Genomic DNA, 13,752 nt, shown 5'->3' on the forward strand with positions numbered 1-13,752 from the left:
AATTGAGGCATTTTTTATTGTATTTTATTCATTTATTATGATATTTCATTCACTTACAACAAAACAATTATCAAAGCATCACAACACCCCTAAACCCTGTATTTCTGCACTTTAAGAGACTTTTATGAATATTTATTAAGATATAATATTTAAAATGACTTATATTTAGGAACAAAGCAGATCTGTTTTTTAATATTTTTTAATTCTTTTATGATATAATTTCTTAAAATCTCTAAATAATGTTGAACGGACACATCATTATAAACAGTCTTAAATTGCGCATTTACTTAATTTTTGCCACTATTATTTATATACTTGGCAACTCAAGTATCGCAATTTCACAAAACCCTTATTCCACCTCCACCATCTCTGGTAACGAAGGATTACCTACCGAAGAAATCAGAAAAGTTTTTAAGGGTAGCAAGGGTTTTATGTGGTTTGCCACCCCGGAAGGACTGGTGCGTTATGATGGCTATGAATTAAAACTATATTCAACATCTACTTATCTGGCTAAAGGACTCATAACAAATAGTTTTTCGGACATTGCCCAAAGTACTGACGGAAATTTATGGTTTGCAACAGACCATGGAATTGCAAAACTTGACATTGACAACGATCGCTTCTCGTTTTTTAACACCTTTGAAAAAAGCTGGGATTCCAAATCATACAATAAAATAAATTCAGTAACTATTGACGAATTCGATAACCTTTGGGTTGGAACTGCCGGAGATGGCGTATTAAAACTAAATACCACAGATAACAGCTACGAGGAGTTTAACAAGGAGGATACCAGAATGGGCATGACCTCTGAATGGATCACCAAAATATATTGCGACAGCCAAAATAATATATGGATCAGTACCTGGGAAGGCAACCTTATTATTATAAACCCTAAAAAAAACATCTTTAAAACTTACGAAGGCATTGACAATCAGGTGATCTTTTCTGAAAACACACCCTACGCCATATGCGAAACAAATGATAATAAATATTGGCTGGGACTATGGGAAAAGGGCCTTATTTGCATTTCCCTTGACCAAGATTACAATATTAAAACGGAAGGACGGCACAACAACATCAGCAGCGACAATATTACTTATGACATTGATATAGACCCCAATGGTACACTTTGGCTGGGAACTACCAATGGCGTAATTCAAATTAAAAAACCACTAAATGAGATACCTGAGTTTTCTTCCATAACAGCAACCTCTTCCGAATCGTCAAATACCCCTCAATACGAAGCTTTTTCAATTTTGTGCGATGACAATGATTTTGTGTGGGCAGGCACCCTAACTGGCGTTTATCTCTCAAATCCATACTCTCAACACTTTACAACATACAAAATCCCTATTAACTCTAAAAAACTATTAAGTCAGGCAGCTACAGCATTTACAAAAGACCCCAATAATAATCTTTTAATCGGTCTGCGCGGCTATGGTTTTGGCAAATACTCATTTTCAGACAAACGCTTTGTCCCTTATACATCCATGCCCGAATATCAAAAACTAACAGCGGATCTAAACACCATCAATTGCTTTTTATGGGACACGGATGGTTTTTTATGGCTTGGGACAAGATACCTGGGCCTTATTAAATACGACCCGCTAACAGGAAACTCCATCGAAATAAGCCAGGACAACACTGCCTATAATTTTGAAGCAGAATCAGTAGTTGACCTCATGCAAGATCACCTTGGAAACATATGGGCAGGCACAGAGAAAGGGCTTTATAAAATCATCAAACACTACCCTGCCGGACTTGAAAACTTTAGCTTAATAAGCTACAAGCACAAAAATGATGACCCGAACTCGATCAGCAGTAACCTCATATCAAAAATAATAGAAGACAACAACCATCAACTTTGGGTAAGCACCTTTGACAAAGGCATTAACCTGTTAAAAACAAGTCTGGAAGCCCATTTCCCTGCTCAATTCGAACACGCAGGATCAGACCATCCCCGCTTTTTAAACGTACCGCAACAGATAAGCACAATGCACAAAGGGCACGATGGAACCATCTGGCTTGGTACCACCGGGGGCAAACTCTTAAAAAAAACACCTGATAACATCAACTTCAGCCAGGTAAAGGAAGTAGATAACATTATTGGAGAAGCCATTTTCAGCATTATTGAAGACGACAACAGTATTTTATGGATAGCATCAAGCCTGGGAATAATCAGGCTTAGCCTTAAAGAAAACAAAGTCAGTTATTCTGTATTTCCAAAATCAGAACAGCTATTGAATAACAATTTTATCAGGAATGCCTGTTACAAAGGCCAGGATGGAAAGATATACTTAGGTGGGAACAGAGGTTTTAATGCTTTCTATCCCGATTCTGTAAAATCAAACCCGTCCATACCTCCTGTTGCTATTACAAACATAAAACATGGCAATCAAATCATAAAAACACCTTCAAACAATGCCCCTTTAATTATAAATCACAACTCCAATACCCTTTCATTTACCTTTTCTGCACTCTCCTATGCCTCCCCTGAAAACAACAATTATATCATTAAGCTCGAAGGTGTAGACAACGATTGGAGATACATCAGATCCTCCATCAGGGAAATTACCTATGCCAATTTAAAACCGGGTGAATACACGCTACGATACAACGCTTCAAATAACAATGGATTATGGAGGCCCCAACCACGCAGTCTCAGGGTAATAGTAAAACCAGCCTATTACGAAACAGGATGGGCCATTAGTCTTTATTTTGGTATCATTCTCTCAACCCTTTTATATATTATTATTAAAGAGAGGAAAACTCACAAAATAATGAGAGAACTGGAAATAGAGCACATTGAACACGAGAAATCAGAAAACCTTCTAGACTTCAAAAAACAGCTTTTTGCTAACATTTCGAATGAGTTCATCACTCCCTTAAATGTACTTAATGTATATATGGAGAACTGGAAAAACCTCAGGTCCTCACCACCCCAACAAGATCTTCTGCTTGCGCAGCGGAACATCAACAGGCTCATTAGGTTTAACAAACAGTTTTTATATTATAGCACTGCCGAAAGTGATCAAATTCCATTAAATATTACAGTTGAAAATTTAAACAATTTTACAAGCGATGTGTGCGATAACTTTGGTCTGTTAATGAGTAAAAAGGAAATACTGTTTACACGAGACATCCAGATAAACGAAGCCTGCTTTGACACCGACAAACTCGATATTATTTTATACAACTTGCTAACATTAGCCTTAAAAGACACCTCATACAAAGGATTTATCAGCATCCAGGCGCATTCTGTAAACAAAAACGCCACCGATTATGCACAGTTTATCATTACCCATAACCACTTGCAATTAAACGATGTCCCGGATGTTCTTCTCACCGATGAAAGTGAGTATATGACAGGTAACATTGGCATTGGACTGGCCATAACAAAACAGATGATTGAATTGCATCGGGGTGAAATAAAATTCTCCACAAACAACAACGAAAGAGTGATCACATTTAACATACCCATATCACAAAATGCTTATCAGGATATAAATACAGAAAACGGGAAAATAACCAAAGAAGATATTGGTTTCCTTAAAAACAAATTAGAAATTGAGGAGGAGGTATTAGTAAACCTAAGGAACCTGGTAAAAGAATCAGACGAAAAAAGCATTATCACCATCATTGATCCCGATCAGGATTTACGCAGGATATTAAAAAAACAACTATCACCGTTTTTTAATGTAAAGGAATTTAGTAATGCACAAACAGGCCTAAAAAACATCTTAAAACAAACACCAGACCTGATAATTTCCGACACCCTTTCCTCTTATCCCCTTACAGGCAAAGATTTATGTAAAGAGGTGAAGAAATCCGGAAGTAACAAGGTTATTCCATTCATTATGCTATCCGGCCAGCCTTCTGAAAATGAAAGAGCTATTTGTTACAAGGCCGGTGCTGATAGTTATATTGCCAAACCCCTTGACATCAATACGCTACTTGTTAGGGTACAGAACCTTATCAATCAAAAAAACAGTTTCAAAGAGGACAAACCCGTTAGAAACGATGCTTTTTCAAAAACGATTACAAAAGGAAAAGACAAGTTTTTAAATGAGATTAAAACCAGTGTAGAAAAGAATATTTCGAACCCAAACTTTGGTGTTGGCGATTTAGCAAGCGAACTGAACATCAGCAATTCAATGCTATATAGAAAACTAACAAACAGCATCAACTTGTCGCCAAACATGTTTATTAAAAAGATGAGACTCATAAAAGCTGTTGAGCTACTTGAAGAAACAACTTTAAATGTATCCGAAATATCAGGAGAGTGCGGCTTTAGCGACATCAGCTACTTTGGCCAGACCTTTAAAAAAGAATATGGTGTTTCACCCTCTACATACAGAAGAAACTTCCACAAGTTCAGCAACATAAATAAATAAGTACAAACAAAAACAGGTAGTTCCCAAAGTGAACTACCTGAATAAATAAACTATAAAACTATAAAACTACTAAATCTTAATTCGCTTTCGTAATTTTAAGTGGGTTGCTGATTTGACGGGCAAACTTACTTAAATACGCTTCCCATTCTTTTTGCCCTTTAAACTGCTTACTCCCACTCCAGGCAAAACCTGTATAATATTCAACTTTGCCATCTATCACCTTTAAGTGCATCAACAAATGGCTTTTATCCTTTTCGTTGGAAACAACCTTTGAATACCCGGCATAATATTTAGGATCCACCACAATAGCATTACCGATCTCTTCGCCAAAATGCGGCGACCAATAATCTCCCCAACACGCAACAGAATCCACTCCTGTAACACCTTGGTTTTCATGCAAAGTTACCCCGGTAGTTAATGTGTCGGCACCTTTAACCTCAATAACAAACTTTGTAAAATTATTTCCCAGGTTTATGATTCCTGTTTTTGATTGGCTTACCTGCTTTTTTTCAGAACCAAACGGCGCATAAGCCAGCTCAAATGCTGTTTCAACCGGACCATTTGATAGTACATTATATCCAGTGTAGTTAAGCGAAGTAACCAATTCTCCGTCAATCATAACACCTGTACCACCACAACCAAGACTAGGTCCAACATGGTAATTGTCCAACCCTTCGCCATGATCAATATGGTAATAACCAGGGTTTTCATCATTCCCTTTATACCATTTATTTATAATTGAGTAATCCACTTTTTTAAGCCAACAATCTACACCACCAGACAGCGTACCACCCTCCTGGCCTTCTTCAACCATACGTTGAGCAGTTGGTCCATACACACGAAAAGCTACCTTGTCATTTTCCCAGGTAAAATCATCTGTACGTTCCGGTACAAAACGAGCGTAAGTTTTTACCTCAGAAGGTTTAACAGAAGAAACTCCCTCTTTAATAACAAAATCACGGCTTTCATTTGCACTCAACTTAACCTGAAAAAGAATTGCTTCAAAAACATTGTCTTTGTCCTTATCTACCAATTGAGATTGGATTTCAACATTAGATGCCTTGTCGATAACCACAACACCCGTTGCCACAGACAAACTTTCGCACAGTTCCACACGAACAGTTTCTACAGTTCTATCCACATCTAGAGAGTTTGATACAGATACAACCATGCCATTGTCATTGCTGGTGCAACTACTTAAAACAAGTAGAAGCACAGCAAATAGAATATAATAAAACTGATTCTTCATAAGATTAAATCTCATTTTCACCTTTTACATATCCAAAGTTGGCAAGAATACCACCATCAACATATAAAATATGGCCATTAACAAAATCGGCAGCTTTTGATGCCAGGAATAAGGCAGCATTACCTACATCCTCAGGATCTCCCCATCTTCCGGCAGGTGTACGAGTCATAACCAAATCATTAAAAGGATGGCCATTTTCACGAATAGGAGCCGTTTGAGACGTAGCAATATAACCAGGGCCAATACCATTAATCTGTACATTGTATTTTGCCCATTCACAGGTCATGTTTTCGGTAAGCAATTTTAATCCACCTTTAGCCGCAGCATATGCCGAAACATTCTGACGTCCATAAACACTCATCATAGAACACATGTTGATGATTTTTCCCTGGCGGCGCTCGATCATTCCCGGAGCAATCCTTTTTGCCACAATCAATGGGGCAACCAAATCAACATCCAATACCATTTCAAAATCTTTAATTGGCATATCTAAAATTGGGACACGCTTGATAATACCAGCGTTATTCACCAAAATATCAATAGGACCAACTTCTTTTTCGATAATGCTAACACCTTTATCAACATCCTCTTCCGAAGTAACGTTAAAATTCACTGTAAATACATCAATACCATCTTTAGCATATTCAGCCTTACATTCTTCTAACTTTTCGTCGTTTATATCGTTAACACATAATTTTGCACCAGCTTTTGCTAATATTTTACCACATGCCATTCCAATACCATGGGTACCACCTGTAACAAGGGCTACTTTTCCTGACAAATCAAATAATTGGTTAATCATATCTTTAAGATTTATATATGTTTAAATTCTAAAACAATCGTTTGCACATTTGTGCAAAAAATTTTAATTCATTAAAGTATGAAAGGTGTTTGGCCACTAAAAGCACCAAATCAACCTTTCACTAAAAATAATCGCAAATTAATTTTATTTCAATTCATTTGGCTGGCGTACATCCATATCTGTATAATCCAGGTTTTCACCTGCCATACCCCAAATAAAAATATAATTTGAAGTCCCTGCTGCACTATGAATACTCCATGATGGAGATAAAACTGCCTCTTCATTTTTCATCCAGATATGGCGAGTTTCTTCAGGCTGTCCCATAAAGTGACAAACTGCTTGATTTTCTGGCACTTCAAAATAAAAATACGCTTCCATCCTGCGGTTATGCGTATGTGCTGGCATAGTATTCCAAACACTTCCAGGTTTCAACTCAGTCATTCCCATTTGCAACTGGCAGGTTTCGATAACTTCCTTAATCAACAATTGGTTAATCTGGCGCTCATTAGAAGTTTCCAACGAACCTAACTGTAACACATTTGCATCGGCCAAAGTTACATGACGGCTAGGCAAAGACTTATGTGCCGGTGCCGAGTTAATATAAAGATGAGCTGGAGATGAAGCATCAACAGATTCAAAAACAACATCTTTTATACCTTGTCCCAGGTAAAGGGCTTCTTTATATTTCAAGGTATAAACCGTTCCGTCGGCTGTAATTTTAGCGTCTCCTCCAACATTGATTATACCCATTTCGCGACGGGCTAAAAAGAAATCAGCCTTTAATTCATCATAAGTTTCCAATTTAATTGGCTTATCTGTAGGCACGGCCCCTCCTACAATATATCGGTCGTAAAAAGAATAAACCAGGTTGATTTCACCTTCAACCATTACCTTTTCAACCAAAAATTCTTTTCTGATACGTGATGTATCATAGCTTTTCACATCTTCCGGATGTACTGCATAACGAACTTCCAAACTCATAACTACCTAATTATTTAATTAACTACCTAATAATATATTTAATCGAAATATTACTTTACAAACACTAACTCTACAAGACTTTACCTGAAGAATCTCTATCAATATACTTAACAGGGACAACTATTTCTATATTATGGCCAGAGCCATTGATTGCATCAATCATTTGCCTTGCCACCATTCGCCCCATTTCACTACCCTGTTGCTCCACAGACGAAAGGGTTGGATAAATCATCTCAGCAAAAGGTTCATTTCCAAATCCTGCCACCCCAAATTCTTTTGATATACTTATCCCCAGTTCCTTTAATCCTTCGTAAACGCCAAATGCAGAATAATCACCAGCACAAAAAACAGCGTCGATCCCTTCCTTGGCTACTTCTTTTACTTTTAAATAGCCTGCTTCACGGGTAATAACATCTTCCATTATCAATCCTTCATCCACTTTCCCAAAATAATCCTTCACTGCATCTTCATATCCTCTCCTGCGCTCACAATAAGCTTTTAGCAACCTGCTGCCCCCAAAGTGTGCCACCCTTCGATACCCTGATTCCAATAACTTTTTAGTAGCCAGATATGCTCCGGTATAATTATCGTTGACAACCTTTGCTCCAGTCAGCTCTTTGCTAACCCTATCAAACTGAACTAATGGAACTTTTGAATCTACTACATACTGAAAGTGTCCAAAATCATCGGTTTCACTTGAAATAGAAGTGATAATTCCTGCAACACGGTTTTGCATCAGTGAGTTTACTGCTTTAACTTCAGACCTCAACTTTTCGTGACTTTGCATAATAAGCAAACTATAACCTGCAGGATTCAATATTTCTTCAACTCCACTAATCACATTGCTAAAAAAATGGCGGTTAATCCTTGGCACTATCATCCCAACCAAATCCGACCTGCCTTTTCTTAAAGAAGCAGCCATTAAATTAGGTTGATACCCCATCTCTTTGGCAACTTTCTTTACCATCTCCCTGGTCTTTAGGCTAACCCTCTTATTATCAGCCAAAGCCCGTGAAATTGTTGAAGGGGTAACTCCCAACTTCTTTGCAATATCATTAATGGTAACCTTCTTCATTAGTTATAATTTACTGCAAATATACAAACGATTGCGCAATAATGTGCAATCGTTTGTATATTTTTTACACTTTATTATTTCCGCCACCACACAAACACCTTATTATCAACACGCTACCCCAATCTTAACAAAATCACCAGCAGCAAAAAAACAAATACTTGCCCAAAAATTGAACAACCTCTATTTATATTCTATTAAACATTTTCTATTTTCGGGCTGTTATTCTTACAATAGTTCGTTAGTTTTTTTTTATAAGTGTAAGATTATGAGATAATTAATAAAACCAACTTAAGTTAGGTAAAAATCTGATTTTAAGCATCTTGCAAATAAGTCTCTTATCTAAAGTCTAACGATCTGTTATCTTAGCAACATTTAAACAATTAATATATTTCTATGCTGTCATTAGATCATATTTTTGCCAAAAACAAAGAATGGGTAAAAGAAAAAACCCGGGAAGATACCGATTACTTTAAAAACCTGGCATTAGGACAAAGCCCTAAATATCTTTGGATAGGTTGCTCAGATAGTCGTGTTCCAGCAGCAGGGCATACCCATACAGAACCAGGGGATTTTTTTGTACACCGGAACATTGCCAACCAGGTAATTACCAACGACTCTAATGTAATGAGCGTAATTAAATATGCGGTAGACTACCTAAAAGTAAAACACATTGTTATCTGTGGGCATTACGGATGTGGAGGAATTGCTGCAGCTGTAGACAACAACAAAGATGAATACCTGGGTGACTGGCTTTCCGGAATAAAAGATTCTTACAAAAAGAACAGTGAGATATTAAACAAATTTGATGACAAAGAAGAAATGTTGAATAAATTGTCGGAGATAAATGTAGAAAGGCAAATTGAAAAACTATCAAACACCTCAATTGTACAACACGCCTGGGAAAGGAATCAGGAACTTTTTTTACACGGGTGGATATTTGACCTAAAATCCGGGCATCTTAAAAAACTAATGGATGTAAAATCACCATATTAAAACAGAAAAGGAGCGTTATATAACCGCTCCTTTTTATATTTCTTAAAAACTATACGTCAACCCTGCGCCAAACAACTGTTTCATCTGGATTCGTGCCCCCTCTTCCACTCCGGCACTATTTACATACTTAATATCATCATCGTAAATAATATTTGTTTTAAACACTGCACTTAAAAACTTATTAACTTTCATATCGAACCCTATTTCAAAATCTACATCAACATTCTGGGGGTTTTCAGAATAATTGGAAAAAAGGTCCAATCTGGAATAAACATTTACATTTTTGATTAAGTCCTTCTTCTGAGCCACTACTTTTACCGAAGCTCCATACTCACCCCTCATATGATCATATTCTTCCTTTTCCATACCATAAGCCCCGGCATACGACAATGAATCGCTTGAAACAAAAGTCATTTTTGAAGCCAGAGGAGATATGAACATAGAAAAATTGTCTGATGGTTTATAATCCATACCCAGCGAAAACTGCAAATAAGCAGGCGACATAAAATCTGAAATTTTAGTGGCCTGAACCAAAGGATCCTTATAACCAACAGTAAACTGGGTTTTAAAATCAGCCAGGGCAGTATAAAACCAATGGTTACCATTTTCGTAACCAAGCTTTGAGGATACATACAGGCGATCTTCTGACTTGGCAACTTTATAATCCCCTTGCTTGGTTAGTCCATACCCAAGATCCAAAGTATTGTCCCAGGCCAGTTTTTCTTTTTTATAATTTAAAAATCCTTTAAAAAGAAATGTTCCCGCCACGGTATTATTACCCCCACCAGACCAGTTGGTTAAGGAAACCTGAGAAAAATTGAGAGATGCACTACCCCCTACTTTCCAATATTTAATAGAATCGTTTTTTTCTTGCTGAGCGAAAACCCCGGTAGTGAGTGCGCATAAAAATGCAATTAGTACTATTTTCATCATTGTGTGAAGTTTAGAATTATTTACTTATTATTTATTCTGCTTTAAATAAATGTACATCGGTTTGTGGAAATGGTATAGAAACTCCTTGCTTGTCGAATGCCTTTTTAACAGCCTCATTCATATAGAAGAATACTCCCCAGTAATCTTCACCTTTACACCATACCCTTGTGGTAATATTAACCGAACTATCAGCCAACTCTCCAACTGCAACAAATGGTTCCGGTGTTTCAAAGATTTTATCATTTTGGCTGATAACATCCAGAATTATTCCCTTGGCCTTATCAATATCATCTCCATATCCTATCCCAAAAGAAAAATCTACTCTCCTGTTAGATTCTCTTGAATAATTTATCAAACTGGACGTTGACAGCCCACCATTAGGAATGAAAATAACACGGTTATCGGGCGTATTTAAAATAGTGCTGAAAATTTGAATTTCCTGCACCGTTCCCTTATATCCCTGCGCTTCAATAAAATCACCTTTTTTAAATGGCTTTAACACCAGCAACATTACACCCCCGGCAAAATTCTGTAGCGTTCCTGACAAAGCCATACCCACAGCTAAACCTGCGGCACCTAAAATAGCTATAAACGAAGTCATTTGAATGCCAACCATCGACATCACGCTGATCACCAACAAAATTTTAAGTATGTAACTCAGTAATCCAACCAAAAAAGGCTGAAGCGTTACATCAACTTGTTTTATCTGGAATGCCTTCTTCATTCCTTTGGTGATCTTGGCAATCACCCAAAAACCCACTATTAAAGTAATAATAGCCAAAACCAATTGCCCTCCATAGGCTACAATATACCCCTTTGAAGATTCAAAAAGATCCATAATCTGTTCCATAATTTTAAATTGAATTTAGGTTCAAAAATCTATTTATCGTACTACAGTTACAAGAACATTAAACCAAATTATACAAATAATGTTCAACCAAGTCACAAATTACAGGTATTTTAATATGAAAGTCAACTATTATTTTCAATAGCGAAGATAATTCCCATGGAAACTCACAACGAACTTCGTTCAATTATTTCTGTATCAACAAATTCGTTCAATTTAAGCTCCTGTTCTACAAAATAGGCCATTTTTTTGCCCATCAAAGCAAAATCTGTAGAAAGCACACTGATCCCATCTTTAATATACTTTTTTGTTGGGGTTTCATTATACGAGATAATCCCTATGTCTGTCCCTAACACCAACCCTTTATCTGAAGACATATCAAGCAGAATAGCCAACACCCGGTCGCTTACTGTAAAATAAAGCTCTCCTTTCTGTGGATGCAAATCGTCTAATGAATAAATTACATCATGATGAATTTGTCTTTCAGAACAGTATTTTTTGAAGTACTCCACAGTTTCTTTGGGATGGTTTGTATACTCAGGATATACTAACAAAAGCCTGGAATACCGTTTTAACTTATCCTCAACTTTTAAGAGGTTATTGTACACCGGAGCTCCAAAATCCTGTCCTATAAATGAACTTTTAGGCGGAACATTAATTTTCCAGTCGATACATAAAAGCTTAGATGGGTCAATAAGCTTCAAGGCGGATTTCACCCTGTCATCATCAAAATTCATAATAATATAATGACTGTACTTTCCTGCAGCATTTCTTACAATATCCTCAAATACCCTGGGATTGTAATGATGAAAATGCACATCTACGTTCACCCGGCTGGGCAGAGCAGACCTGAAAGCACCGTAGAGCACCTCTTTATATGCCTTGAGCGTATCTAAAAAAAGAAATACATTGGAAGTATTACTTGAAACATAATACCCTTTATTAGGCACAGATTCTATTAATCTGCGATTTTTCAATTCACTGTATGCCTTAAAAACCGTATCACGGCTTAATCCGCACCTGGAACACATTTCATTAACAGAAGGCAGGTTGTCGCCCACCTTCATCTTGTTACTTTTTACAGCCTCTTCAAAAGCATCTACTACCTGTAAAAATTTTGGAACACTAGAACTTTCGTCAATATTTGGAATAAAATCACTCATGGCAACTATTAAAGTTTTTTTTAATTAATTGAATGCCCCCACACTCAATGTTCAATTCATTGCTTTTTACCACTAAAGTATATTCTATTCTTGGGTTAGTTTTTTTGCTTCTGTTAAAGAAATCCTTTGACCATCTTTAAAAGCTATTATAAAACAATCCTTTACTTTTTCCTGCACCATACCAACCTGTTTGCTAATTCCACTAAAACTATCCGACTCTCCCACTGCGTATTTAAAATACTTTCCATCCTTATATTCATATAAATCAGCAAACTTTTTATATATCGAGGTTCCCTGTTTTATTTGTCGCTTGCTGCTAGCCACCTGGATTCGATACAAAACACCTGGGCCTGTTGTTTTTTTCGGGGTTTCTTTTATCTCAATATTGTTTTTAGCCTCAAAGTTATTTTTATAATCCCTAAATGCCCTGTAAATACCGGAGGCAAGCAATGTTTGCCCTTCGTTTGACGATAAATATTTTTCCTCTATAGAATTACTCAAAAATCCCAATTCAACTAACACCCCAGGCATAGCAATCTCGCGCAAAACCAAGAAACCAGCCTGCTTCACACCACGGTTTCTTCTACCTACCCGCTCTCCAAACTGATGCTGAACCATATCTGCCATTTCCAGACTTTGGTTTAAATATATATTCTGATATAGTTCAAAAATGATATAAGACTCTGCTAAATTCGGGTCAAAATCTTCATAAGTTGTTGAATAATCGTCTTCCAAAACTATTACTGAGTTTTCCTTTTTTGCAACCTCTAAATTATCCTGGGTTCGATGAAGCCCTAAAGCAAAGGTTTCTGTTCCAGTAATCTTAGGATTAGAAATATAATTTGCATGTATGGATATAAACAAGCTGGCATCTGACTTATTAGCTATTTTTGCCCGTTCTTTTAATGGTACAAAAACATCTTTTTTACGGGTATATACAACCTCAACTTCCGGCATATACTTTTCAATATAATTTCCAAGCTTTAATGCAACAGCCAAAACCACATCTTTCTCCTTTGCATATTTACCATGTGCTCCGGGGTCTTTCCCTCCATGTCCTGCATCAATAACCACCCTTTGAAATTTTCCGGTAGTTTGTCCTGTTACCGGATTTGCATAAAAAGTCATCATTAAAACAAACACCGGCAAACACCATATAATATTTTTGATATTCATTCCCTTAATAATAGTTTGACTCATTTTACTTTTGTCCTCAGCTACATCCTATACTCAGTCACAAATTCCTCTATACTGCCGCAACCACATTCCCATGAAGTTTTCGGCTCAGTTTCATCCAAAGTTATAGTCTTATAAC

10 protein-coding genes are annotated in these 13,752 nt (G+C 36.8%); 2 read left to right on the forward strand and 8 right to left on the reverse strand.

The annotated features are described in order from the left end of the window. Positions 1 to 239 precede the first annotated feature (239 nt). Positions 240 to 4,394, forward strand: coding sequence for a two-component regulator propeller domain-containing protein (locus OM074_RS08365; RefSeq protein ID WP_301199011.1), 4,155 nt, complete (start codon positions 240 to 242; stop codon positions 4,392 to 4,394). Between the two features lie 76 nt (positions 4,395 to 4,470). On the opposite strand, the gene OM074_RS08370 is transcribed toward OM074_RS08365, so the two are convergent. The 4 genes from OM074_RS08370 to OM074_RS08385 all read right to left on the reverse strand — a co-directional run bounded on the left by OM074_RS08370 (position 4,471) and on the right by OM074_RS08385 (position 8,501). Then, positions 4,471 to 5,643: a BT3233 family polysaccharide utilization protein gene (locus tag OM074_RS08370; protein WP_301199012.1), complete on the reverse strand. Its 1,173-nt coding sequence runs from the start codon at positions 5,641 to 5,643 to the stop codon at positions 4,471 to 4,473. 4 nt (positions 5,644 to 5,647) lie between these two features. Beyond that, the gene (locus OM074_RS08375; RefSeq protein WP_301199013.1) at positions 5,648 to 6,445 is read right to left on the reverse strand and encodes a gluconate 5-dehydrogenase; all 798 of its coding nucleotides are present in this window, start codon (positions 6,443 to 6,445) and stop codon (positions 5,648 to 5,650) included. A 144-nt stretch (positions 6,446 to 6,589) separates the two neighbouring features. Beyond that, complete coding sequence (gene kduI, locus OM074_RS08380; RefSeq protein ID WP_301199014.1) at positions 6,590 to 7,426, reverse strand: 5-dehydro-4-deoxy-D-glucuronate isomerase; 837 nt, start codon at positions 7,424 to 7,426, stop codon at positions 6,590 to 6,592. 70 nt (positions 7,427 to 7,496) lie between these two features. Further along, positions 7,497 to 8,501, reverse strand: coding sequence for a LacI family DNA-binding transcriptional regulator (locus tag OM074_RS08385; protein ID WP_301199015.1), 1,005 nt, complete (start codon positions 8,499 to 8,501; stop codon positions 7,497 to 7,499). Positions 8,502 to 8,894: 393 nt separating this feature from the next. Here OM074_RS08385 and OM074_RS08390 point away from each other — a divergent pair, with 393 nt between their 5' ends. Further along, positions 8,895 to 9,494 (forward strand): carbonic anhydrase, encoded by a 600-nt coding sequence (locus tag OM074_RS08390; RefSeq protein ID WP_301199016.1) that lies wholly within the window; start codon positions 8,895 to 8,897, stop codon positions 9,492 to 9,494. Between the two features lie 42 nt (positions 9,495 to 9,536). Here OM074_RS08390 and OM074_RS08395 read toward each other — a convergent pair whose 3' ends face one another. From OM074_RS08395 to OM074_RS08410, 4 genes are all read right to left on the reverse strand, one after another. Beyond that, complete coding sequence (locus OM074_RS08395; protein WP_301199017.1) at positions 9,537 to 10,427, reverse strand: DUF3078 domain-containing protein; 891 nt, start codon at positions 10,425 to 10,427, stop codon at positions 9,537 to 9,539. A 31-nt stretch (positions 10,428 to 10,458) separates the two neighbouring features. Beyond that, on the reverse strand, positions 10,459 to 11,277 hold the full coding sequence (locus tag OM074_RS08400) for a mechanosensitive ion channel family protein (RefSeq protein WP_301199018.1): 819 nt from the start codon (positions 11,275 to 11,277) through the stop codon (positions 10,459 to 10,461). Positions 11,278 to 11,441: 164 nt separating this feature from the next. Further along, positions 11,442 to 12,437, reverse strand: coding sequence for a GntR family transcriptional regulator (locus OM074_RS08405; protein ID WP_301199019.1), 996 nt, complete (start codon positions 12,435 to 12,437; stop codon positions 11,442 to 11,444). A gap of 84 nt (positions 12,438 to 12,521) precedes the next feature. Then, complete coding sequence (locus tag OM074_RS08410; RefSeq protein WP_301199020.1) at positions 12,522 to 13,637, reverse strand: N-acetylmuramoyl-L-alanine amidase family protein; 1,116 nt, start codon at positions 13,635 to 13,637, stop codon at positions 12,522 to 12,524. Positions 13,638 to 13,752: the final 115 nt, after the last annotated feature.

Origin of the sequence: Plebeiibacterium marinum (genome assembly GCF_026013615.1) — a bacterium.
Lineage (GTDB): Bacteria > Bacteroidota > Bacteroidia > Bacteroidales > Marinilabiliaceae > Saccharicrinis > Saccharicrinis marinus_A.